This window comes from Rhodopseudomonas faecalis (genome assembly GCF_003217325.1).
GTDB lineage: Bacteria > Pseudomonadota > Alphaproteobacteria > Rhizobiales > Xanthobacteraceae > Rhodopseudomonas > Rhodopseudomonas faecalis.
Window position 1 is genome coordinate 11,933 of record NZ_QJTI01000007.1, and the last position, 22,808, is coordinate 34,740.

The following is a 22,808-nucleotide window of genomic DNA, read 5'->3' on the forward strand; positions in this document are numbered from 1 at the left end:
GCCGCGCCAAGCGGTCGAGGCCCCGGCGGCCAACGCCCGGATGACGCCGGACCAGACTCGGACTAAAATTCCGCCAGCCTGTCAGCGGATCGGGTGGCGTCATGTCGATACCTTGGGGTTTTGTTGCGCTGAGCCTGTTGCTCTGCCTGGTCGTTTCAGCACCTGGCCTGAAGCGCGTCTATTACTTCGTCAGCCTGTGCTACGCCGGCGCGATTACCGCGCAAGCCGTGCTGATCTGGATCGTCCATCACGACACTGCTTCTGGTTTCACGCTGCTGATGCTGGTGCTGCTGATGCTGTATGGCGTGCGGCTCGGCGGCTTCCTGCTGCGCCGCGCAAGCCTTCCGCCCTATGCTCAGGTGCTGGCCAGCGTCGAACAGCGCACCGCCGGCATGACCGACCGGCAGAAGCTGATGATCTGGGGCGGTGTCAGCGTGCTGTACACGTTACTCGCGCTGCCGGCTTGGCTGGCGGCATCCGCGCAGGCGGCGGGCGAGAGCACGATGTCGGTGCCGCTCGGCGTGCTGGTGATGATAGCGGGATTGGTGATCGAAGCTGTCGCGGACTGGCAGAAATCCAGTTTCAAGGCGGCGCAGCCGACGCAATTTTGTGACATCGGGCTGTACCGAATGGTCCGGTTCCCGAATTACTTCGGCGAGATGGTGTTCTGGCTTGGCGTCTGGATCGCCGGTATCTCGGCCTATGGCACGGTGGCGGCCTGGCTGCTGACCACGCTGGCGCTGGTCTACATGGTCCTGCTGATGGTTGGCGCCGCGCGCAGCCTGGAGCTGAAGCAGGACGAGCGCTATGGCGAGCAGCCGCGCTACCAGGAGTTCGTCCGCACCGTGCCGGTGCTGGTGCCGAAGCTGCCGGTTTACTCGCTACGCGCTATCAAGATCCCGATCCGTTAGTTGCGCTCATTTAGTTGCGCTCATTCGCGGCTCGCATAGTCCGGCGCCAGTGCCGCCGTGCGAGGCCGCTGCCAGGGGCGCGCGGCCGTCGCTCTATCGCGCATTAGCGCGCGGGATTGGTCGTCGAATTGCTCGGCGGGGGCGCCGGCGTTTGCGGCGCAGCTGGCGCGCTGCCGGTGGTGGTGCCAGAATTTTGCGCGGCGGTCGATGACGGCGTCGTGGACGACATGTTCATGCCGTAGAACAGCGCGCCGATCAGCACCACCACCGCCAGGGCCGCCAATATCATCCGGCTGCTGGTGATACGGTTGTCGGGCAGCCCGGAGTTTTCAATACCCTGGTTGAGCCGCGTGGTTGACCGATCCGGATCGTACGGATCATTAGGATTGCGTTGTAGCGCCATGAAGCTCTCCTCGTTGCAATGCGGGGACAATGCCTTGCCGTCGGCAACGTTCCGCAGCGCGGTCGTTTCGTTCAGAACCGGCCCGCTGCACAGGGCGCGACAGTTTGTTGCGGCGGGGGCGGGCGCGGCGATCTTTGATGCCCGTTCAAGCTGGTACAACGTCATGAAATTGCGGCGCAAGAGGGCGCACGCCGCGCCGATTATTGTGATGCGCCGCTGTCTTGATCCGACGTAAACTCGACAAAAATCATGATCAGGCGCCGCTTGCGGTCCGTTGATCAGGGCTACACGAGGGCGGAATGGGAATCGACCAAGGTCAGATCAGTCTCGATCAGAAATACGTTCAGCAGTCGGGACAAATCTTCCTCAGCGGCACGCAGGCGCTGGTGCGGCTGCCGATGGCGCAGGTGCGCCGCGACCGCGCGTTCGGCCTCAACACCGCGGGCTTCGTCACCGGCTATCGCGGCTCGCCGCTTGGCGGTTACGACCAGCAGCTCCACGCCGCGCGCAAGCATCTCGAGCAATACAACGTCAAGTTCCAGCCGGGCGTGAACGAGGACCTCGCCGCCACCGCGATCTGGGGCACGCAGCAGCTCAATTTGTCGCCCGGCGCGCGCTACGACGGCGTGGTCGGCATCTGGTACGGCAAGGGCCCGGGCGTTGATCGCTGTGGCGACGTGTTCCGCCATGCCAACGCCGCGGGCTCCGCCAAGCATGGCGGCGTGCTGTGCCTGGCCGGCGATGATCACGGCGCCAAATCCTCAACCGTGCCGCATCAGTCCGACCATGCCTTCATCGCGGCGCTGATGCCGTATCTTTATCCGTCATCGATCCACGAGATCATTCAGATGGGGCTGCTCGGCATCGCGATGTCGCGCTACTCCGGCTGCTGGGTCGGCATGAAGGTGATCACCGAGACGGTCGAGACCACGGGCCAGGTCGATCTCGCCGATGAGATGACGCCGTTCGTGCTGCCGAGCGATTTTGAAATGCCGCCGGGCGGGCTCAATTTGCGCTGGCCCGATGATCGCTTCGATCAGGATCGCCGGCTGCAGGATTATAAGGGCTTTGCCGCGATCGCCTTTGCGCGCGCCAACGCCATCAACCGCGTCACGCTCGACAGCCCGCAGGCGCGCTACGGCATCATGGCGTCCGGCAAGAGCTATGAAGATGTCCGTCAGGCGCTGCGCGAGCTTGGCGTCACCGAGCAGGTGGCGGCGCGGATCGGGCTGCGGCTGTACAAGATCGGCATGCCGTGGCCGCTCGAGCCGGAAGGCGTGCGGCAATTCGCGGTCGGGCTCGAAGAGATTCTCATCGTCGAGGAACGGCGCGAGATCGTCGAGAACCAGGTCAAGCAGGCGCTGTTCAATTGGCGCGGCGATGTGCGGCCGCGCATCATCGGCAAGATGGATGAGCGCGATCATCGCTTCCTGCCATTCGCCAAGGAATTGTCGGTGGCCAAGATCGCGACCTCGCTGGTCGATCGCCTGCTGGCGATGGAGATCGATCCGACCATCGCGGAGATGCTGCGCGCCAAGGCCGACTGGTTCCACGGCCGCGAGGCTTCGCAGGTGCAGGCCTCAGTGCCGGTGGTGCGCACGCCGTATTTCTGCTCGGGCTGCCCGCATAACACCTCGACCAAGGTGCCGCAGGGCAGCCGGGCGCTCGGCGGCATCGGCTGTCACTTCATGTCGCTGTGGATGGACCGCTCGACGGAAACGTTTACCCATATGGGCGGCGAGGGCGTGCCATGGACCGGCATCGCGCCGTTCACGGATGAGAAGCACATCTTCGCCAATCTCGGCGACGGCACCTATTTCCATTCCGGCTCGCTGGCGATCCGGCAGTCGATCGCCTCGAAAGCCAACATCACCTACAAGATCCTCTACAACGACGCGGTGGCGATGACCGGCGGTCAGCGCCACGACGGCGATCTGTCGCCGCAGCAGATCACGTTCCAACTGCACGCCGAGGGCATTCGCGCCATCTATCTGGTGTCGGAAAATCCGGGCGCCTATCCGGCCGCGACCATCGCGCCAGGCACTATTCTGCGCCACCGCGACGAACTCGATGCGGTGATGAAGGAATGCCGCGAGATCAAGGGCGCGTCGGCGATCGTGTTTGTGCAGACTTGCGCCGCTGAAAAGCGCCGGCGCCGCAAGCGTGGTCTGTTGGAGGACCCGCCGCGCCGGGTCGTGATCCACGACATGGTGTGCGAGGGCTGCGGCGATTGTTCGGTGCAGTCGAACTGCATTTCGGTGGAGCCGTTGGAAACGCCGCTCGGCCGCAAGCGCACCATCAATCAGTCGAGCTGCAACAAGGACTATTCCTGCCTCAAAGGATTCTGTCCGTCATTCGTCACCATCGAGGGCGGGCAGCCGCGGCGCCGCGCCCCGGCCGATCTCGGCGCGCTCGGCGAGCTGCCGGAGCCGGCGAGCCGGCCCAATTTCGATCGGCCTTACAACATCGCGGTTGGCGGCGTCGGCGGCACCGGCGTTTTGACCATCGGCGCGTTGCTCGGCATGGCGGCGCATATCGAAACCAAGGCGTCGATGATCCTCGACATGTCCGGGCTGGCGCAAAAGGGCGGCGCGGTGCTCAGCCACGTGCGGCTCGCCGCTACGCCGGAGGAGGTGACCTGTTCGCGGATCGTCACCGGCTCGGCTGATCTGTTGATCGTCGCCGACGAAGTGATGGCGATTTCCAAGGAAACGCTGTCGCTGTGCGAGCCGAGCCGCACTCACGGCGTGGTCAACACCCACCTCATTCCGATCGCTGATTTCATCAAGAACCGCGACTTCGATTTCCAGAACGCCAAGGTGAGTAGCGTGCTGCAGGCCGCGCTGCACAAGGACACGGCGTTTGTCGATTTCACCACGGTGGCCGAAGCGCTGCTCGGCGATGCCATCGCCACCAACATGATGATGTTGGGCTACGCCTATCAGCAGGGCTTGCTGCCGCTCCAAGCCAGCTCGATCGAAAAGGCAATCGAACTGAACGCCGTTTCGGTCAAGATGAACACCGGCGCGTTCCGGCTCGGGCGTCTTGCGGCCGCCGATCCGGCGCGGCTCGCTGGGCTGATGCGCGATGCGCAGGCGAGTGCGGCACCCAAAACGCTGGAGACGATGTCGCTCGATGAGATCATCGCCCATCGCAAAGCGCTGCTCACCGATTATCAGAACAGCAAGCTCGCCGAGCGCTATGCGGCGCTGGTCGCCAAGGTGCGTAGCGCGGCCGACGCCGGCGGCTATGGCGACGCGCTGCCGCGTGCGGTGGCGATCAACTACGCCAAGCTGCTCGCCTATAAAGACGAGTATGAGGTGGCGCGGCTGCTGACCGATCCAGCGTTCGAGCGCAGCATTCACGAGCGGTTCGAGGGCGAGTTCAAGGCCAACTTCCATCTCGCGCCGCCGAGCCTGCCCGGCGTCGATGCCTCCGGCCGGCCGAAGAAGCGGCAATTCGGCGAAGCGATGCGGCCACTGTTCCGCGTGCTGGCGAAAGCGCGCTTCCTGCGCGGCACGCCGCTCGATCTGTTCGGCTATCATCCGGAACGCAAGCTCGAGCGCGCCTTGATCGCCGATTATGAGGCCGATGTCGGCCGGGTGCTGGCGCAGCTATCGCCGCGCACGCATGAACTCGCGATCGAGATGCTGTCGCTGCCGGACCGGATCCGCGGCTATGGCCCGATCAAGGAACAGGCGGCACGCGAGGCCAAGGCACGCCATGCCGAGCTGCTGCGGCTGATGTCCGATCCGCCGCCGCTGCCGCTGCCGCAGGCTGCCGAGTAGCAGCCAAAAGGCCGGCCGGGATTTCAGCCCGGCCTGCATGCTCCGCGCGCTCTCGCCGCACGGAATTCTCACCCCTTGCCAGCCGCGCGGCTCGCAGCACAAAATCCTGTGAGCCAAAGCAACAACACGCATCCGGGAGTGACAATGTCGTCGAGGTACGATGAGCTGATGGCGCTGCGCAGCCTGGGGCAGGCCTATGCCTATAGCGACCGCGAGGTGATGCTCTATGCCTGCGGCATCGGCATGGGCACCGATCCCTTGAACGAGCAGGAATTGGCTTTCGTCAACGAGGCGAGTTATGCGGCGCGTCCGCTCAAAGTAGTGCCGACCTTCGCGTCAGTGGCGGCCTGGGGCGCTGGCCCCGGCGACATGAAGCTCAATATGCTGATGCTGGTCGATGGCGAGCGCGACATCCGCTTTCATCAGAAGCTGCCGGTGGCGGCGCGCATCACCGCGGATTCCAGGGTCACCGGCGTGTGGGACAAGGGCGCCGACAAGGGCGCGGTCATTCAGACCGAAACCGTGCTGCGCGATGACAGCGGCGCCGCGCTGGCGACGTTGGTGGCCTCGCGTTTTGCGCGCGGCGATGGTGGCTTTGGCGGCCCCTCGGACGGCCAGCCCGCGCCGCATGCGGTGCCGAGCCGCGCCCCCGACCTGCGCGTCGAGATTGCGACGCGGCCCGATCAGGCGCTGCTGTACCGGCTGTGCGGCGATCGCAATCCGCTGCATTCCGATCCGGAATTCGCGCGGCGCGCCGGCTTTCCACGTCCGATTCTGCACGGCCTATGCAGCTATGGCATCACCTGCCGCGCGGTGTTGCAGACCTATGCTGACTATGATCCGGCCGCGTTCAAACGCCACGCGGCGCGCTTCTCCGCGCCGGTGTTTCCGGGCGAGACCGTGTCGGTGGCGCTGTGGAAGGATGGCGACGTGGTGTCGCTCGAGGCGGCGGTCAAAGAGCGCGGCGTCACCGTGATCAGGAACGGCATCACCGTGTTAGGATGACTATTCCCGATCGACTCGGCGGCAGGCTGCCTGCAGCCGGGACAGTGACCAAGAGGTAAACTATGACTCTCAGTGCCGCTGCCAACGGCGTGTTCGCAATCGCTCCGACGCCCTTTCATGACGATGGCCGCATTGATGAAGCGTCGATCGACCGGCTCACCGATTTTTATGGCGAGGTCGGCTGCGACGGCGTCACCGTGCTCGGCATTTTGGGCGAGGCGCCAAAGCTCGATGCCGCTGAGGCCGAGATCGTGGCCAAGCGCTTCATCAAACGCGCCGGCCAACTGCAGGTGATCGTCGGCGTATCGGCGCCGGGCTTTGCCGCGATGCGCGCGCTGGCGCGGACCGCGATGGAGGCCGGCGCCGCCGGCGTGATGATCGCGCCGCCGCCGAGCCTGCGCACCGACGATCAGATCACCACCTATTTCCGCCAGGCCGAGGAGGCGATCGGCGAGGGCATTCCCTGGGTGCTGCAGGACTATCCGCTGACGCTGTCGGTGGTGATGACGCCTTCGGTGATCCGCCGCATCGTGATGGACAGCCAGGCCTGCGTGATGCTCAAGCACGAGGACTGGCCGGGGCTGGAAAAGATCTCGGCGCTGCGCGGCTTTCAGCGCGATGGGTCGTTGCGGCCGCTGTCGATCCTCACCGGCAATGGCGGGCTGTTTCTGGATTTCGAGATGGAGCGCGGCGCCGACGGCGCCATGACCGGCTATGCCTTCCCGGACATGCTGGTCGATGTGGTACGGCTGTCGCGGTCCGGCGCGCGCGATCAGGCCCATGATCTGTTCGATGCCCATCTGCCGCTGCTGCGCTATGAGCAGCAGCCGGGCGTGGGCCTTGCGGTGCGCAAATATGTGCTGCAGCAGCGCGGCGTGATCGCCTCAGCCGCTCAGCGCAAGCCCGGCGCCACCATCGGCGCTACCGCCAAGGCCGAGGTCGATTATCTGCTCGCCCGAGTCGCGCGGGTCGATCGCCGCGCGGCGCTATCGCGCCCGCACGCCGCGGAGTAAACGCGGCGCAACAACAAACACCGGCTGGCACCAGGCCGCCGGCCACCAATAATGAGGGAGCGAAACTGATGTCCACTGAGCCTGCCGCGGCGCGGCCCGCTTCGACCATCCTGCTGCTGCGCGATGCCGCCGCGGCGGCGGAGATCGAAGTGTTCATGATGGTGCGTAACCGGCAGATCGAATTTGCCTCGGGCGCGCTGGTGTTTCCGGGCGGTAGCGTCGATGCCGACGACCGCGCCATCATCGAACGCCCCGAACTATATCGCGAGACGCCGGGCGATGATCCGGAGACCCTGAGTTTCCGGATCGCCGCGATCCGTGAAACGTTCGAGGAAAGCGGCATTCTGCTGGCGCGGCCGCGCGGCGCGGACGCTCTGATCTCGGCCGAGCGGGCGGGCGAGATCGAAGCCAGTCACCGCGCCGCGTTGTGTGCTGGCGAGGCGTCGTTTGCCGAGATCGTCGCCGGCCATGATCTGGTGCTGGCGCTTGATCAGCTGGTTCCCTATGCGCGCTGGGTGACGCCGGTACCGCTGCCCAAACGGTTCGACACCTGGTTCTTCCTGGCCGAGGCGCCGCCCGAGCAGCTCGGCTGTCACGACGGCCATGAATCGACCGACTCCATCTGGCTGTCGCCGCGCGAGGCATTGGTGGGCGCCGACGACGGCCGCTTCAAGCTGCCGTTCCCGACCACCCGCAATCTGGTCCGGCTCGGCCAGCAGCCCAGCGTCGCGGCGGCGCTGGAGGAGGCGCGGCAACGCCCGGTGGTGACGGTGATGCCGGAACTGACCAAACAGCCGAACGGCAAGGTGCAGCTGCGGATTCCGGCCGCGGCCGGCTATGACGGGGAACTGTTCGAGGTCACGAGTCCGGTGTAAGCGACGGCCGCGCGGCGCGCGGGCGGCGACTGGCGCCGCCGCGCATGCGCATTCGGCATGTTCCCAGCCGATGGAAAGTCGGCTTATAATTATGGCGGTTCGGAGACAGCCGCATCGCCATGTCGTCTGCCACCCCAGCGTCCAGCACCCGGCGCAAGCCGCCGTCGATCCGACAGCTCACCTATGGCAGCATGCTGCTGCTGCTGTCGTTGATCGCGCTGACCAGCGTTGCCAGCGTGCTGGCGCTCCGCAAGATCGACGCCACCTTCGCCGAGCTGCAGCGCCTGCAAAGCGTCGATGATCTCGCCGAGGAGATCGACCAGAAGGTCAGCGACCTGCGACTTGCGGCCCGTGAAATCGTCACCGATCCCGGCAGCCAGCCCGGCCGGGTCTGGGAGGCGACTTCGGCGCTCAATGCGCTGATCAAGAAGACACGCATTCAGCTCGCGCCAGATCAGCAGCAGATGATCGACGGCGTTTCGGACCGGCTGCAGAATTATCGCGAAGCAATCGAGCGCATCACCGCGCTGATCCCGCGCCGCGCCGAGGTGGTCGCCATGCTGCCGGCGCTGCGCCAGAGTTTTGAGGCGGCGGTCGATCGCATCGATGATCGCAACATCGCCGTGAACCTCTATCGCGAACGCAGCCGGGTGACGGCCGCGCTGTTGTCGAATGATCCGGTGGCTGCCGAGCAGGCCGCCAAGGCGCTGCGCGCGCTGCCGATCGACGACACGGCGCTGCGCAGCGCGGTGCGCGATTTCACCGACGTGCTGATTTCGCTGGCCGCCCTCGACCGGGAAATCGCCGAGCTCGACCAGCAGGTGCTGGGCGCGGAGGGCCAGCAGATCGGCAAGGTCACCGATCTGTTGCGCAGCCTCAGCGCCGAACGCGGCAAGGTGTTGGCGCGCGATTTCGCCAGGACGCTGGCCGAAGACAAATGGCAGAGCATCGTGATCGGTACGGCGGGCGTGCTGGCCGGCTTGCTGGCAGCCGGTTACTTGGTGCGGCGCACCGTCGATCCGCTGGCCGCGATTGCCAAGGCGATCCGCGCGCTGGCCGGCGGCCAGCAGCACATCACCATCCCCTCGATCGAGGTCCAGAACGAGATCGGTGACATCGCCCGCGCCGCCGAAGTGTTCCGACGTACCCTGGTCGAAGCCGATGCGGCGCGGCTGGCGGCGGTGCACGCGCTCGCCGAGCAGCGGCTGGCGGAGGAGAGCTATCGCAAGCTGTTCGAGGGCTCGATCGACGGCATCTATGTCACCACGCCGGAGGGCGCGTTGCTCAATGCCAATCCGGCGCTGGCGCGGATGATGGGCTACGACAGCCCGAATGAGCTGATGACCCGGATCGGCGATGTCGGCAACTCGCTCTACGTCAATCCGGCGATGCGCTGGCACTATCGCCAGATCATGGAACGCGACGGCTTTGTGCGTGAATTCGAGTATCAGGCGCGGCGCCGTGACGGCGACATTCTTTGGATGTCGGACAGCGCCACGGCGATCCGCGACGAGGCCGGTCAGATCATCCGCTATGAGGGGGCGGTACGCGATATCACCGACCAGAAGCGCGCGGAACAGGCGGTGGTGGAAGGCCGCAGGCTGTTGCAACAGGTGATCGACACCGTGCCCGCGGTGATCAACGTCAAGGACCGCGAGCTGCGCTATCTGCTGATGAACCGCTACATGGCCGGCATTTTCGACATTGAGGCCAAGGATGCGATCGGGCGCACCACCACCGAGCTGATGTCGCGCTATGGCTCGCAGAAGACCGATGCCAATGACCGGCGCGTGCTCGCCACCGGCGAGGGGCTCGGCTTCTATGAGGAGGAATATCGCGACGCCAAGGGCGTGATGCGGCAATGGCTGGTCAACAAGATGCCGCTCAAGGATGCCGAGGGCAGGATCGAGCGCATCGTGACGGTGGCGCTCGATATCGGCGACCGCAAGCGCGACGAACAGGAAATGCGGCGCGCCAAGGAAGCGGCGGAAGCCGCGCTCAAGAACCTCAAGGAAACCCAGGAATCGCTGATCGAGGCGGAAAAGCTCGCCGCGCTCGGCCGGCTGGTGGCCGGCGTCGCCCATGAGGTCAACAGCCCGGTCGGCATCAGCCTGACGGTGGCATCGTCGCTGGAGATCAAGACCGAGCAATTCGCCGCCGAGGTCGAGAGCGGCAATCTGCGGCGCTCGTCGTTGAACGATTTCCTCAAGGCCAGCCGCGATGCCGCGGGGCAACTCGTCGCCAATCTCAACCGCGCGGCGGAACTGGTGCAATCCTTCAAGCAGGTCGCCGCCGACCGCAGCTATTCCGACCGGCGGGTGTTCGATCTGGCCGATCTCACCGAGCAGGTGATCACCAGTCTAAAACCGGGGCTGCGCCAGCAGAACTTGGCGCTGAGCGTCGATTGCCGGCCCAATCTGATCATGAACAGCTATCCCGGCCCCTATGGCCAGGTGCTGACCAATCTGTTCTTCAATTCGGTCGCCCATGCTTTTCCCAATGCCGAGGGCGGACAGGTCGACATCAAGATCCGCGAAGCGGGCGATGATCACGTCGAGATTCTGTTCGAGGACAATGGCTGCGGCATGACGCACGACGTCAAACGCCGCGCCTTCGATCCGTTCTTCACCACGCGCCGCGATCAGGGCGGCACCGGGCTCGGTCTGCACATCGTCTACAGCATCGTCACCAACCGGCTCGGCGGCCGCATCAGCCTCAATTCCGAGCCGGGTGAGGGTACGCGCATCAAGATCGTGCTGCCGCGCAACGCGCCGGTGGAGGCCGAAGCGCTGGCCTCAGCGTGACCGCGCCGCGACCGTTAGCCAGTCATTGGCGTTGCTTGGCGCGGCTCAGCGTGTCGGACGGCAATTCGCCAAAGGCCAGTCGGTAGTCCTTGGCAAAGTGACCGGGATTACCGAAGCCGCAGATGAACGCCACGCTGGTGACCGACGTGCCGGGCACTCCGGATTCCAGCATCTTGCGGGCGCCGTTCAGCCGGGTGCGCTTCAGGAACGTGTGCGGTGTGTAGCCGCGGTGGCGCAGAAAGGCACGCAGCAGCGTGCGCGACGACACGCCGGTTTCGGTGGTGAGCTTTTCGATCGTGATCGGCTGCTGCCAATTGGCCTCGATGAACGCCTCGGCGCGCCGCACATGCGCCGGGGCGCCGTCTCGGCTGTCGGCGCGCAGCAGGTCGCTATAACTGTGCCGGCTGGCATAGAGGAAGGCGATGATGATCGCCTGTTCGAGTTCGGCGATCAGCAGCGGCGGCAGCGTGGTGGCGTGTTCCTGCAGCTGCGCCGCAAAGAACATCACCAGCTGCCGCAGCGTGCGCGCATGCGGCTGGTCGCCGCGCATCGCCGGCTCGAACTGCAGCGAGCCGCCTTTCGGCAGAAAACCGAGAATCCGGCTGATCTGCTGCTCGAGCGCGGGGCGCTCGATGCGCAGCAGGAATTGTTCGTAGCCGCGGCCGAACCGGAGCGTGGCGATTTGGTTCGGCGATGAGATGCAGCTGCAGTCGGGGTGGATCTGCGTGGTGATGCCTCCCGAATAGGTCGAGGCAAAGCCGCGCAGCCCGATCTGTAGCCGGACGAAATCGGTTTCCGGAAACTGCACAGTGGCCTCCGAGCCACAACTGCAAAAGCCGATCGACACCGCGCTATAGGCAACGAAATTGATGCGGCCATAAAAGTCGGGATCTTCCGGGATGTGGCACGAGCTGGCACCAAACCGCATCAGCATCGCATCACGCATCACGTCCGGGTCTCGGGTGCGGACTACTTGGAACCGCCGCAGAGGTTCGTCTTTGTGATCTGGCAAAATGAATCGAATCTAATTGAATAACGATCAAGTAACTTTGAACGTGGTGATCGCCTCTGGCAACCAACTTTAAGAACTAGGTCAATCAAACGGCGATCTTGAGTTGTGATGATCTGCCGCAATGCTAATCAAAGTACACAAAAAGGCTGCTGCTGGTCAAAATAGCTCGGGTTTCCCCAATAATGCGGCGCGCCGCGAGTAAACGATCTGCGCATGCGTGATTATGTTCGCCATCTGAAGAGGCGACGCCGCACCCAACGTGCCGTCGATAGCGTTTATGACAGAAATATGACGCTCGTCATTGCAGCGCAGATGCCGGCTCGGCAACGTTTGTTGATTGTCGCAGCCTGCTTTCCTCAACGATCAAATCTCTGAGGGCCGCCGCATGCCGGGTATGCGCTGGTTTCATGTCGTGTTCGCCGCAAGCTCAGAGGCGCTGAGGCTGCAGTGGTGAAGTGAATGCAATGCGGTTGTGGTGATCATACTACTCGCCTAGATCGTGAATTATAACGCAGCCGTTGTTATCAGCGAAAGCGAGGCGAATCTTCGTGCGCGGCGAGCGCGCGGTCTCAGAAAATCCGACCATGGCTGGTGTGATGGCGACGTAGCGCTCGACGCTGTGCGAGTGGTCGTGCCTGCAGCGCGCCCGCCGATGCGAGTATAGGATACGCTTGCCGACCGCGTAACACCACCCGGCCTGTCCCAGTTCGATCTGGCGGAGTTCACGCTTGCCGCTATGGAGCAGAAGGGGGAGTGCGCAGGCGGATTGCCGGACTACATACGATCAAAGCTCGCCTTAAGAGCCTTTGCATCAACTACGCGCTGCAAATCGAGCAACAGCTCAAAGTAGAGCGACAACAGGGAAACTTCCTGCACAGCGTGCAGGGGGGAGGTGTATAATCACTTTTGAGGCGGTCCGACGACGTCGTATCGAAGCTATTCAAGGCCGGCCGACTGGCTGCATCACTGATGGCGAAGATTGGGCTCTCGTGCTGACCGAGGTGAGTCGCGTTTTGAAGGCGGCCGCCGATCTGTTCTGGCCGGTCACGAGCGAGGACTGGGCAACTTCGGCGGACGGGAAGCAACGCAAGCTCGGCGACCAGCAATACCTGAACCGCCTGCAGGAATTCACTCGGGTCAAGCTGAGTAATTCTCGCTCGCTAGATTTGCTGACGGCTGAACTCGATCATCTTGACGCTTTCTTCCGGCAGCTCAACGACCTCGTATCCAAGGGGGCATTCCGAGGTCACCGCTGGCGAGACCCGTCAAGGGCTGGTAGGCCTCTATTTCTTCCTGTCGAACCTAATCCGGCATCTGGTCTCGGTCGAGCCGCAGACCGCGCAAAGAACGTAGCCACCAGTGCCAGCAATGGTGTTAGATACAGTCCTGCGGAGAATGTCTGTCGCGACCTAGCGGCGCTGACGGCTGGCGCGCTCGGAGAGATTCGAACTCCCGGCCCTCGGAATCGAAATCCGATGCTCTATCCAGCTGAGCTACGAGCGCATGGCTGCCACCATACAGGCGCGCGCCGCAAATGCCAGTCCTGCGGCGGCTATGGGATACCGAATTTCCCCATCTCTTTCAGCGCCGTGGACCGGTCGGGGCTGCCGAGGGGCCCGGCGGGCGCAAAATTCTGCCGCTTTGCCATGCTTAACGACTTGCTAACACAGTAAGGCCAGAGTCCTGCCATCAGGTGGATGGTCGCTAGGCGCATTCGCCCAAAATCTCAATTTCGGTTCTTTTCGACCATGCGTTGCTTCGTTCTCGCTCTGGTGCTGCCCGCTGTGCTGATCTCGCCTGCGCGGGCCGATCTGCGGATCACCCGCGATCACGGCGGCTATGTCGAGGAATACAAGGCGAAGTATGAGCGCATCCGGCAGAACGGCGAGCGCGTCATCATCGACGGCATCTGCAATTCCGCCTGCACGCTGGTGCTCGGCATCGTGCCGAACAACCGGATCTGCGTGACGCCGCGCGCCAGCCTCGGCTTCCACCAGGCCTATTATGACAAGGCCTATACATTCGGCATCCGGGTCACCAGCGTTGAGGGCACCTCCGACCTGATGGCCTATTACCCGCCGCCGGTGAAGGATTGGATCCGGCGCAATGGCGGCCTGACCCCGGAAATGAAGAAGATCAAGAACGGCGCCGATCTCTGGCGGATCGTCGATCCCTGTCCGGGCGAGTAACGACCAGCCATCATTCGCACAGGCTGCCCCCGCGCGGTGCCGGAACGGGGTTGTGCGTTAAGCGGCGACGCGGTCGCGTCCGCCTCGTTTGGCTTCATAGAGCGCGCGGTCGGCGCAGCGCAGCGCCTCCACCAGATCTTCCGAGAGCGACGCGCTATAGGCGCCGATGCTGACGCTGACATAGCAGTCCGGCCCAAGACCGGGATGGGCGATCCGTTGCTCGGCCACCATGGCGCGCAGCCTTTCGCCGACCACCAGCGTTTCCAGCAGGTCGGCTTCCGGCAGCACCACCGCGAATTCTTCGCCGCCATAACGCACCAGCACGTCGTCAGAGCCGCGCAGCCCTTGCTGCAGCGTGGCCGCGATCTGCCGCAGACAGTCGTCGCCATAGAGATGGCCGCAGCGGTCGTTGAGCAGCTTGAAGCGATCGATGTCGATCATCAGCACGCCATAGCCGGCATAGGGCGCGATCGACCCGGTCAAGCGGTCCAAAAACCCTTCCAGATAGCGGCGATTGAACGCGCCGGTCAGCGGATCGGTGCAGGACAGCAGCGACAGATCGCGGTTGGCGCGCCGCAATTCCGAGGCGTGGGTGCTATCGCGCACGCGCAGATCGATGATCTGCGCCAACTGCCGATCCTTGCGCCGGCGCAGCAGCAGCGCCCCTGCGGCGGCGACCACGCTGAACACCGCTAGGTCGAGATTGCCGACATGCGGTGGTGCGTTCAGCCCGGTGACGACAATGGTGGCGACCACCAGCGCAGTGGATACCGTCATCCAATGAGTGGTGCGCCACGGCAGCGATGCCGACAGCGCCGCGCCGAACAGCACGAACAGCGTCGCCATCACATAGCGGCTGGATTGCGGTTCGCTGGCGAACTGGCCGATCACGGTGCCGACGATCACAAGGCCCATGATCGCCAATGCAGTCGCGACCACCGCCGCGCGGGTGTTGCGGCCGAACCGATACAGCAATAGTCCCGCGATCACGATCGGCGGCACCACTGCCAGCCGCAGCGCCAGCGCCAGTCCAAAATGATCGCCGAGCAGCAGCCAGTCGACCAGGATCGCCAGCACGTCGACCGCTCCGACGCCGATCAACAGCTGCGCGATCCTCAACCGGCGCGGCAGCAGCGGATCGGCATCGGAACCAAGATCCGAAGCCGGGTCCGTCGCGGCCAATCCGGCGTGCGTATCCGCCGCCTCTGATCGTGCGGGATGAGTTGTCATCGTTCCTGTTGCGAAGCTGTGCCTCTTAATGGCGGCCGGAGGATAGAACTCGGAGATCAGATTTCAACGATCGAAGCCCGTTGCACCCATGCGCACGCCCTCATGACCAAGGCCCCGTAAAGGATTTTTGCGCGATTTGATTCAAATGCCCCCGATGTCACGGCGCGCGGTATGCCATGGTGCTCGGCCGGGCTGATGCTGGTATCGCGATCGCCTGGCGGAGCTGATGCAACCGCAGCGGCGGTGTGAGCTGCGCTCTGTGCGAGCGTCGCGACCTCGGCGCCGCGGTGCGCCAAGGCATCGCGGCGGCATCATGGCTGGCTTGGCGGGGAGGAGGGGGTAGACCGAGCGCGGCCGAGCGGCAGGCCGACGCGCATCGGGTCACGATGCGCGAACTGGGGGATGAGCGGCGGAGCCGCTTCAAAATACCGGGTTACGGAACAGACCGGTCACGCGCAGCAGAAGCTGCGCAACAAAACCAAGAGGCCGATTGACTGCGGGATTACGATGAAGGCGCAGCCTCACTACGCAGCAACGACGCTGCGGGAAAGCTTAGGCCAGCGAGCGATTGGCGGCAGCCTCCGCTCGGAGGCATGCCGCCAATCGGCGCGGCGCCATCAGCGCTTGGCCTTCTTCGCTTTCTTGGCCTTCTTGGCGGCCTTCTTCGGAGCCTTCTTAGCGGCCTTTTTGGCGGCTTTCTTGGTCGCCTTCTTGGCTACCTTCTTCTTCGCTGCCTTCTTGGCGGTCTTGGTCGCTTTCTTGGCTGCCTTCTTCGCCGTCTTCTTGGCTGCTTTCTTCGGGGCCTTCTTAGCGGCCTTCTTCGGAGCCTTCTTAGCGGCCTTCTTCGCGGCCTTCTTGGTCTTCTTCGCTGCCTTCTTGGCTTTCTTCGCCGAGGTCTTGGTCGCGACCTTCTTGGCAGCGCGGCGCGTCTTCTTGGCGGGTTTGGCGGCTGACTGATCGGCGGCGTCGCCGGCTACTTCCAAGTTGGGTGTATCATCGTCCATGTAATCCCCCAGGGTTCTGATCGTTCGTCAAAGTTCGATCAGAAATGAACGTTAGCCGATTCGTAGCTACTGTGTTGCAGCTGGCAAGCCACTATTAGTTCTTGCGCACAGTTGCGTAAGCGGCGAGGGCACGTTCGCGGCCCAGGCGGTGATCAACGATCGGGGCGGGATAGTTCTTACCGAGCGTTACGCCCGCGGAAGCCAGCTCCAGCGGCGTTGCCGTCCAGGGCTGATGAATGATCGCGGCCGGCAGCCGCGCGAGTTCGGGCACGAAGCGCCGGACATAGTCGCCGTTAGGATCAAACTTCTCACCCTGCAGGATCGGGTTGAACACGCGGAAATACGGCGCGGCGTCTGCGCCGCAGCCAGCGACCCATTGCCAGTTGCCGGGATTGCTGCCGGGATCGGCATCAACCAGGGTGTCCCAGAACCACTGCTCGCCGTGGCGCCAGTCGATCAGCAGATGCTTGACCAGGAAGGATGCGACCACCATGCGAACACGGTTATGCATCGTCCCGGTCTGCCACAGCTCGCGCATGCCGGCATCGACGATCGGATAGCCGGTCAGGCCGCGCTGCCAGGCGCGTAGTGCGGCTTCGTCATCGCGCCAGGGAAAGCGATCGAACGAGGTTTGCAGGTTTTGGGTCGTCAGCGCGGGCTGATCGAACAGCAGTTGCCGGCAGAAATCGCGCCAGCCGAGTTCGCTCAGGAATTTGTCGACGTCGGCGCTGATCGCCGGCTGTGCTGCGGCCGCAAAGCGCGCGGCATGCCAGATCTGGCGCGGGCTGATTTCGCCAAAGCGCAGATGCGGCGACAGCCGCGAAGTGGCGTCGCGGTCAGGGCGGTCGCGATCACTGGCATAGCCGGCGATCGCTTGGTCCAAGAATTGTTGCAGTGCACGCTGCGCGCCCTGTTCGCCAGGCTGCCAGCAGTCACGTAGTCCGCCGGCCCAGTCCGGGGTGGTCGGCTGCAGCGCCCAGCTATCGAGCTGATCACTGGCGGGCGCGGGCGCTGCGCTCACTTGGCTCGGGGCGGCCAGCGGCTGCGGCGGTGCGCCGAGCGCCAGCAGCCGCTTCCAGAACGGCGTGAATACTTTGGGGCCGCGGCCGTCCTTGCCGCGGATCAGCTCCGGCGCGGCGAGCAGGTCGCCGAGGTGACTATGGGTGGTGATGCCGAGAGCGGCGAGCCGATCGTTAAGCTCTGCGACAACGGCACGCGCCGGCACCGTGGCGACATCGTTGAAATACACCGCTGCGGCGCTGCTGTGCTGCGCCAGCTCGGTGATGATCGCCGCCGCTGCGCCGCGGCGCAGAACGAGATCGGTGCCGGCCGCCGACAGGCTGCGTTGCAGGCTGCGCAGCGACTGCGCCAGCCACCAGCGGCTGGCGCCGCCATGCGGCCGCATGCCTTCGCTCACTTCATCGAGCACGTAGACGCACAGCAGCGGACGTCCGGTGCTGGCGGCAGCAGCGAGTGCGGGGTGGTCTGACAGCCGCAAATCATCGCGGAACCAGACCAGCGCGGGGCGAGGCGAGGTGGAAGTCATGGAGAGCGGTCGTCTTTCTATTCGTTGAGTTCAGGCTATTCGTTGAGTTCAGGCGTTCGGCGCTGCAACCGAACGCGATGTCGCGCGTAGCTTCGGAACCAGTGATCCGTACACGGGAGGCCGATGTGAAGCGCAACGCAATTCTCTACCTGGCAACGTTCCTGATCCTTATTCCAGTCGATTTCCTGTTTCTCGGAACGATCGCGAAAAACTTCTTCACGGAACAGGTCGGCACCATGCTGGGTGAGGTCAGGCTGTTGCCAGCGGTGCTGTTCTATCTGCTGTACGTGTTCGGTGTGCTGGTTTTCGTCAACGGCGCGCCTGATGCCACCTGGCAGTCGGCGCTCACCAAGGGAGCGCTGTTCGGCCTGTTCTGCTACGCGACCTTCGAGCTGACCGCGATGTCGCTGCTCAAGCACTGGACCTGGCCGGTGGTGGCGCTCGATATTTCCTGGGGTGCTTTCATGACCGCGGTGTCGGCGACGCTGGCGCTGTTGGTGGCGGACTGGCTGGCACCGCGCGCCTAAGCCAGCGCAGCCAGCATCGCTCAGCAGCGCTGTGCGGCCGCCGCGACGGCGTGCCGCATCGTGCGCTATCCTATTGGATTGGAACGATGATCGCCGTTTTGCGGGCGGCGCGGCCGCGCGCCGCGTGCGCTCGCGCGCCGGCTTCAAAATCATTCCTGCTTTCCGCCCCGATAAAGCCTCCGAGCTGGGCGATAGCTCTCCTCAGCCCCGGGCCAATGACGCCGCTTGTCGCGGTGCCCACGTGCCCGTCGTTTCCGGCGGTTCGACCAAAGTCGATGGACTTAACGGATCGTTCACGCCGGCGTGGAAAATCCGGGGATGGAAAGCCATAGAGCAAGTTCGAGAAAGAGTACGAGATGACTGCCTCAGCCATAGCCGATCCGATCGGCATCATTGAACCCGCCAAGATCGCGGACCGATATTCGGCGGCGCTTGCGCTCGGCATCGTGCGCGACGGGGTGATTACGGGCGAAGGGCCGACCACCAAGGGACGGATTCACTATTCCCGCGCGCTCGACGTCGAAGACGCGGTGCTGTGCAGCAAGATTTTGACCGCGGCCGCGGTTGAAAAGCAGCCGGTCAGCCGCGCCGAGGCCGAAGCGTTGTTCGAGATCGACGCCGCTGCTGCCGATCGCAGTGACGATGGCCTGTTCGACGATTTGTTTGCCAAGGCGGTGGTGCACCACGCCGCCGCAGTGTCCGGTCTGCCGGTGCCGTCGCGCGCTGTGGCGCTCGCGCCGGAAACGGCGATCGAGAGCTGGGCGCCGCCGCGGGCCGGCAACGTCAACACCGAGGTGCTGGAGTGGATTTCGCGGCAGATGCGCAGCAGCCGCCGCAGCAATCACCGTCTGGAGCGCCTGGTCGGCGCGCTGGTCGGGACCGCGACGCTGCCGATGGTGCAATCGCCCGGCATCCTCGATTTCGGCATGTGAACTGCCGAACATCAATGAACGAAACGGCGGGCCGCGCGGCTCGCCGTTTTTGTTTGCGGTGGCGCGTTTTCGCTAGCGGTGGCAACAAAGTGCCTGCCAGCGGCCGTGCCAGCGCAATATTACAATCCGACATCCCCGCCTTGAGACATAAACAGTTGCGATGCTTCGCAATCTGGGCGAAAGCCGTGGGCAACATCGCTGAGACTCCGCCAAGTCCTGCTGCGGTTGCAGTTCACTGCACGTCTTCCTTGCCGAAAGTCGTGTCCAGAATTGTCAACTTGCGGCAATATTTGGGTTTTCTCAGCAGCCGATATTGTTACAAAGCTACCGCCGGCCTCCGTCGGGAAGCGAACCACGCCTTAGGGTTGCAAATAAGCACATGTTCAAACGAATTCTGATCGCCAACCGCGGTGAAATCGCCTGCCGGGTCATCAAGACTGCTCGGCGCATGGGTATTGAGACCGTTGCCGTCTATTCCGAAGCCGATCGCGACGCGCTGCATGTCGAGATGGCCAACGAGGCGGTGCTGATCGGGCCGCCGGCCGCGGCGGAAAGCTATCTGGTGATGGACAAGATCATCGAGGCTTGCCGCAAGACCGGCGCTGAGGCTGTGCACCCGGGCTACGGCTTCCTGTCCGAGCGCGAGGCGTTTCCGCGCGCGCTGGCGGATGCCGGCATCGTCTTCATCGGTCCCAATCCGGGCGCCATCGCTGCGATGGGCGACAAGATCGAATCGAAGAAGGCGGCGGCGCTGGCCAAGGTCTCGACCGTGCCCGGCTTCCTCGGCGTGATCGAGGATGCCCAGCATGCGGTGAAGATCGCCGACGAGATCGGCTATCCGGTGATGATCAAGGCGTCGGCCGGCGGCGGCGGCAAGGGCATGCGCATTGCGCGCTCCAAGGCCGAGGTTGCGGAAGGCTTTGATCTGGCGCGCGCCGAAGCCAAGGCGTCGTTCGGCGACGACCGGGTGTTCATCGAAAAGTTCATCGTCGATCCGCGCCACATCGAAATTCAGGTGCTGGGCGACAAGCACGGCAACGTCATCTATCTCGGCGAGCGCGAATGCTCGATTCAGCGCCGCAATCAGAAGGTGATCGAAGAGGCGCCGTCGCCGCTGCTGGACGAGACCACCCGCCGGCTGATGGGCGAGCAGGCCGTGGCGCTCGCCAAGGCGGTGAATTACGACTCCGCCGGCACCGTCGAATTCGTCGCCGGCCAGGACAAGAGCTTCTACTTCCTGGAGATGAACACCCGTCTGCAGGTCGAGCATCCGGTCACCGAGCTGGTCACCGGCATCGACCTCGTCGAGCAGATGATCCGCGTTGCCGCCGGTGAAGAACTGGCGATCAAGCAGGAAGACGTGCAGCTCTCCGGCTGGGCGGTCGAGTCCCGTGTCTATGCCGAAGATCCGTTCCGCAACTTCCTGCCGTCGATCGGCCGGCTGGTGAAGTATCGCCCGGCCAAGGAAAGCTGCCAGGACGGCGTCACGGTGCGTAACGACACCGGCGTCCAAGAGGGCGGCGAGATCTCGATGTTCTACGACCCGATGATCGCCAAGCTGATCACGCACGCGCCGTCGCGTGCCGCGGCGATCGAGGCGCAGACCCACGCGCTCGACGCATTCTATGTCGATGGCATCCGTCACAACATTCCGTTCCTGTCGGCGCTGATGACCCATCCGCGCTGGCGTGAGGGCAATCTCTCCACCGGCTTCATCGCCGAGGAGTTTCCGAAGGGCTTTTCGGCGCGGGTGCCGGAAGGCGAAATCGCCCGCCGCATCGCGGCGGTCGGCGCCGCGATCGACCGCGTGCTCGGCGAGCGCAAGCGCCAGATCTCTGGCCAGATGATCGGCCGCGCGGTGATCCGCGAGCGTCGTCGCTGCGTCTGGCTGGAGCGGACCGAAATCCCGCTCGACGTGATCCGCGAGGGCGAGGGCTTTGTGGTGCGCTTTGCCAATCCCGATGGCTCGCTCGGCCAGCCGCATCTGCTGCAGTCGCCGTGGGTGCCGGGTGATCCGGTCTGGGAAGGCACCATCGACGGCCGCCCGATCGCCGTGCAGGTCCGGCCGATCCCGAATGGCGTCCGGCTGGCGCATCATGGCTATGAAGTCGGGGTCAACGTCTTCACCCAGCGCGAGGCGTCCGCTGCGCGGTGGATGAAGGAAGTCGACAAGGCCGACACCGGCAAGAAGGTGCTGTGCCCGATGCCGGGCCTGATCGTCTCGATCGCGGTCGAGGAAGGCCAGGAGGTCAAGGCCGGCGAGACGCTGGCGATCGTCGAGGCCATGAAGATGCAGAACGTGCTGCGCGCCGAAAACGACGGGGTGGTGAAGAAAATCCACGCCGCCGCCGGTGCGACGCTGCCGGTCGACGCCTTGATCATCGAATTCGCGTAATGGATCGGCGAAGTCGCCGCAGTGCCTTGCGGGCGGCCCTGGCCGGGCCGCAATGCCTGCGGCCGGCTTCGGTCTATGACGCGATCTCGATGCGAATTGCCGCCGATCTCGGTTTCGAGGTCGGTATGCTCGGCGGTTCGGTGGCGTCGCTGGCGATCCTCGGTGATCCCGACGTCGCGCTGATCACGCTCACCGAACTGGCCGATCAGGTGCGGCGCATGACGCGGGCCGCGCCGCTGCCGTTGGTGGTCGATGCCGACCACGGTTATGGCAACGCCCTCAATGTCCGCCGCACCGTGCAGGAACTGGAAGCGGCCGGCGCTGCGGCGCTCACCATCGAAGACACCTTGCTGCCGCAGGCGTTTGGCGAGCCCAAGCCGCAGCTGATTGCGCTGGCCGAAGGCGTCGGCAAAATGCAGGCGGCGCTGGAAGCGCGCAGCGATCCGGAGCTGGTGATCGTCGGGCGCACCGGCGCGGCCACCATCAGCTCGCTCGATGATGCGATTAAGCGGGCCCAGCATTATCAGGCCGCCGGGGTGGACGCGCTGTTCTTCACCGGCATCAAGAGTCGCGACCAGCTCGACGCCATCGCCGCGGCGACCACGCTGCCGCTGCTGCTCGGCACGCCTGGCGAAGCGATCTGCGACTTTGATTATCTGGCGTCGCGGCGCGTCAGGATCGCGGTACAGGGCCACGCGCCGATCGCGGCCGCGACCGAGGTGGTGTTTCAGACCTTGCAGGCCATCCGCGGCGGTGCCGCGCCCCAGCAATTGTCGGGGCTCGCCTCGGCCAAGCTGATGCAGAGCGTGACGCGCGGCCAGGATTTTGCCGACTACAGCGAGCGTTTTCTGGGATTGAAGCAGCAATGACCGATGTGATCCGTCAGGTCACGGTGCGCGGCCGGGTGCAGGGCGTCGGCTTCCGCGCCTTTGTCGAATTTCAGGCGATCAAGCTCGATCTCGAAGGCTGGGTACGCAATCGCCGCGACGGCAGCGTCGAAGCCTTGTTGGCCGGGCCGGAGGCGGCGGTGGCCGCGATGATCGAACTGTGCCGGCAGGGGCCGTCGGCGTCGCATGTCGCGGCGCTGGCCGATGAGCCAGCCAGCGCCGATGCATTGAACCTGCGCCGGGCGGGAGAGCGGTTCTCCACGCTGCCGACGCTGTAGGGACGGCAC

Annotated in this window: 18 protein-coding genes and 1 tRNA gene; 13 read left to right on the forward strand and 6 right to left on the reverse strand. The window is 64.5% G+C overall.

Translation table 11 applies throughout. The annotated features are described in order from the left end of the window. Nucleotides 1-101: 101 nt before the first annotated feature. Nucleotides 102-911, forward strand: a complete 810-nt coding sequence (locus tag BJ122_RS07450; RefSeq protein ID WP_110780480.1) for a DUF1295 domain-containing protein — start codon at nucleotides 102-104, stop codon at nucleotides 909-911. A gap of 103 nt (nucleotides 912-1,014) precedes the next feature. Here BJ122_RS07450 and BJ122_RS18980 read toward each other — a convergent pair whose 3' ends face one another. Beyond that, a complete protein-coding gene (locus BJ122_RS18980; protein ID WP_146227167.1) occupies nucleotides 1,015-1,479 on the reverse strand; it encodes a hypothetical protein in 465 nt (154 codons plus the stop codon). A gap of 134 nt (nucleotides 1,480-1,613) precedes the next feature. Between BJ122_RS18980 and BJ122_RS07465 the strand changes: the two genes are divergently transcribed. From BJ122_RS07465 to BJ122_RS07485, 5 genes are all read left to right on the forward strand, one after another. Continuing rightward, complete coding sequence (locus BJ122_RS07465) at nucleotides 1,614-5,102, forward strand: indolepyruvate ferredoxin oxidoreductase family protein (protein ID WP_110780483.1); 3,489 nt, start codon at nucleotides 1,614-1,616, stop codon at nucleotides 5,100-5,102. Nucleotides 5,103-5,246: 144 nt separating this feature from the next. Beyond that, nucleotides 5,247-6,107, forward strand: a complete 861-nt coding sequence (locus BJ122_RS07470; protein WP_110780484.1) for a MaoC/PaaZ C-terminal domain-containing protein — start codon at nucleotides 5,247-5,249, stop codon at nucleotides 6,105-6,107. A 62-nt stretch (nucleotides 6,108-6,169) separates the two neighbouring features. Further along, a complete protein-coding gene (locus BJ122_RS07475; protein WP_110780485.1) occupies nucleotides 6,170-7,120 on the forward strand; it encodes a dihydrodipicolinate synthase family protein in 951 nt (316 codons plus the stop codon). A 68-nt stretch (nucleotides 7,121-7,188) separates the two neighbouring features. Beyond that, nucleotides 7,189-7,995, forward strand: a complete 807-nt coding sequence (locus tag BJ122_RS07480; RefSeq protein WP_110780486.1) for an NUDIX hydrolase — start codon at nucleotides 7,189-7,191, stop codon at nucleotides 7,993-7,995. Between the two features lie 119 nt (nucleotides 7,996-8,114). Next, nucleotides 8,115-10,799, forward strand: a complete 2,685-nt coding sequence (locus BJ122_RS07485; RefSeq protein WP_110780487.1) for a PAS domain S-box protein — start codon at nucleotides 8,115-8,117, stop codon at nucleotides 10,797-10,799. 22 nt (nucleotides 10,800-10,821) lie between these two features. On the opposite strand, the gene BJ122_RS07490 is transcribed toward BJ122_RS07485, so the two are convergent. Beyond that, the gene (locus tag BJ122_RS07490; protein ID WP_110780488.1) at nucleotides 10,822-11,745 is read right to left on the reverse strand and encodes an AraC-like ligand-binding domain-containing protein; all 924 of its coding nucleotides are present in this window, start codon (nucleotides 11,743-11,745) and stop codon (nucleotides 10,822-10,824) included. A 279-nt stretch (nucleotides 11,746-12,024) separates the two neighbouring features. On the opposite strand from BJ122_RS07490, the gene BJ122_RS19220 reads away from it, so the two are divergent. After that, a complete protein-coding gene (locus BJ122_RS19220) occupies nucleotides 12,025-12,186 on the forward strand; it encodes a hypothetical protein (RefSeq protein ID WP_181418898.1) in 162 nt (53 codons plus the stop codon). Nucleotides 12,187-13,237: 1,051 nt separating this feature from the next. Here the strand turns inward: BJ122_RS19220 and BJ122_RS07495 are convergent. Continuing rightward, nucleotides 13,238-13,314 (reverse strand) — tRNA-Arg (locus BJ122_RS07495). 245 nt (nucleotides 13,315-13,559) lie between these two features. Between BJ122_RS07495 and BJ122_RS07500 the strand changes: the two genes are divergently transcribed. Then, nucleotides 13,560-14,000, forward strand: coding sequence for a hypothetical protein (locus BJ122_RS07500; protein ID WP_110780489.1), 441 nt, complete (start codon nucleotides 13,560-13,562; stop codon nucleotides 13,998-14,000). Nucleotides 14,001-14,057: 57 nt separating this feature from the next. Here the strand turns inward: BJ122_RS07500 and BJ122_RS07505 are convergent, their stop codons facing one another. The 3 genes from BJ122_RS07505 to BJ122_RS07515 all read right to left on the reverse strand — a co-directional run bounded on the left by BJ122_RS07505 (nucleotide 14,058) and on the right by BJ122_RS07515 (nucleotide 17,780). After that, nucleotides 14,058-15,230: a GGDEF domain-containing protein gene (locus BJ122_RS07505; protein WP_110780490.1), complete on the reverse strand. Its 1,173-nt coding sequence runs from the start codon at nucleotides 15,228-15,230 to the stop codon at nucleotides 14,058-14,060. Between the two features lie 617 nt (nucleotides 15,231-15,847). Continuing rightward, the gene (locus tag BJ122_RS19560; protein WP_110780491.1) at nucleotides 15,848-16,234 is read right to left on the reverse strand and encodes a histone; all 387 of its coding nucleotides are present in this window, start codon (nucleotides 16,232-16,234) and stop codon (nucleotides 15,848-15,850) included. Nucleotides 16,235-16,328: 94 nt separating this feature from the next. After that, nucleotides 16,329-17,780 carry a cryptochrome/photolyase family protein gene (locus BJ122_RS07515; protein WP_110780492.1) on the reverse strand — a complete coding sequence of 484 codons (1,452 nt, stop codon included), beginning with the start codon at nucleotides 17,778-17,780 and terminating at the stop codon, nucleotides 16,329-16,331. Nucleotides 17,781-17,905: 125 nt separating this feature from the next. On the opposite strand from BJ122_RS07515, the gene BJ122_RS07520 reads away from it, so the two are divergent. The 5 genes from BJ122_RS07520 to BJ122_RS07540 all read left to right on the forward strand — a co-directional run bounded on the left by BJ122_RS07520 (nucleotide 17,906) and on the right by BJ122_RS07540 (nucleotide 22,799). Next, nucleotides 17,906-18,307: a DUF2177 family protein gene (locus BJ122_RS07520; protein WP_110780493.1), complete on the forward strand. Its 402-nt coding sequence runs from the start codon at nucleotides 17,906-17,908 to the stop codon at nucleotides 18,305-18,307. A 356-nt stretch (nucleotides 18,308-18,663) separates the two neighbouring features. Beyond that, on the forward strand, nucleotides 18,664-19,239 hold the full coding sequence (locus tag BJ122_RS07525) for a hypothetical protein (protein WP_110780494.1): 576 nt from the start codon (nucleotides 18,664-18,666) through the stop codon (nucleotides 19,237-19,239). A 379-nt stretch (nucleotides 19,240-19,618) separates the two neighbouring features. Then, nucleotides 19,619-21,634, forward strand: a complete 2,016-nt coding sequence (locus BJ122_RS07530; protein WP_110780495.1) for an acetyl-CoA carboxylase biotin carboxylase subunit — start codon at nucleotides 19,619-19,621, stop codon at nucleotides 21,632-21,634. Further along, nucleotides 21,634-22,503: an isocitrate lyase/PEP mutase family protein gene (locus BJ122_RS07535; protein ID WP_110780496.1), complete on the forward strand. Its 870-nt coding sequence runs from the start codon at nucleotides 21,634-21,636 to the stop codon at nucleotides 22,501-22,503. The genes BJ122_RS07530 and BJ122_RS07535 overlap by 1 nt, the downstream gene beginning before the upstream one ends. Then, entirely contained in the window at nucleotides 22,500-22,799 is a 300-nt protein-coding gene (locus BJ122_RS07540) for an acylphosphatase (RefSeq protein ID WP_110780497.1), read from the forward strand. Before BJ122_RS07535 ends, BJ122_RS07540 begins: the two co-directional genes overlap by 4 nt. The last annotated feature ends 9 nt before the right edge of the window (nucleotides 22,800-22,808 follow it).

Coding starts and splice junctions, on each gene's coding strand:
- BJ122_RS07470 (WP_110780484.1), top strand. CDS start 5,247: ATGTCGTCGAGGTACGATGAGCTGATGGCGCTGCGCAGCCTGGGGCAG.
- BJ122_RS07475 (WP_110780485.1), top strand. CDS start 6,170: ATGACTCTCAGTGCCGCTGCCAACGGCGTGTTCGCAATCGCTCCGACG.
- BJ122_RS07480 (WP_110780486.1), top strand. CDS start 7,189: ATGTCCACTGAGCCTGCCGCGGCGCGGCCCGCTTCGACCATCCTGCTG.
- BJ122_RS07490 (WP_110780488.1), bottom strand. CDS start 11,745: ATGCGTGATGCGATGCTGATGCGGTTTGGTGCCAGCTCGTGCCACATC.
- BJ122_RS07515 (WP_110780492.1), bottom strand. CDS start 17,780: ATGACTTCCACCTCGCCTCGCCCCGCGCTGGTCTGGTTCCGCGATGAT.
- BJ122_RS07465 (WP_110780483.1), top strand. CDS start 1,614: ATGGGAATCGACCAAGGTCAGATCAGTCTCGATCAGAAATACGTTCAG.
- BJ122_RS18980 (WP_146227167.1), bottom strand. CDS start 1,479: ATGACGTTGTACCAGCTTGAACGGGCATCAAAGATCGCCGCGCCCGCC.
- BJ122_RS07535 (WP_110780496.1), top strand. CDS start 21,634: ATGGATCGGCGAAGTCGCCGCAGTGCCTTGCGGGCGGCCCTGGCCGGG.
- BJ122_RS07505 (WP_110780490.1), bottom strand. CDS start 15,230: ATGACAACTCATCCCGCACGATCAGAGGCGGCGGATACGCACGCCGGA.
- BJ122_RS19220 (WP_181418898.1), top strand. CDS start 12,025: ATGCGTGATTATGTTCGCCATCTGAAGAGGCGACGCCGCACCCAACGT.
- BJ122_RS19560 (WP_110780491.1), bottom strand. CDS start 16,234: ATGGACGATGATACACCCAACTTGGAAGTAGCCGGCGACGCCGCCGAT.
- BJ122_RS07525 (WP_110780494.1), top strand. CDS start 18,664: ATGACTGCCTCAGCCATAGCCGATCCGATCGGCATCATTGAACCCGCC.
- BJ122_RS07540 (WP_110780497.1), top strand. CDS start 22,500: ATGACCGATGTGATCCGTCAGGTCACGGTGCGCGGCCGGGTGCAGGGC.
- BJ122_RS07485 (WP_110780487.1), top strand. CDS start 8,115: ATGTCGTCTGCCACCCCAGCGTCCAGCACCCGGCGCAAGCCGCCGTCG.
- BJ122_RS07500 (WP_110780489.1), top strand. CDS start 13,560: ATGCGTTGCTTCGTTCTCGCTCTGGTGCTGCCCGCTGTGCTGATCTCG.
- BJ122_RS07450 (WP_110780480.1), top strand. CDS start 102: ATGTCGATACCTTGGGGTTTTGTTGCGCTGAGCCTGTTGCTCTGCCTG.
- BJ122_RS07530 (WP_110780495.1), top strand. CDS start 19,619: ATGTTCAAACGAATTCTGATCGCCAACCGCGGTGAAATCGCCTGCCGG.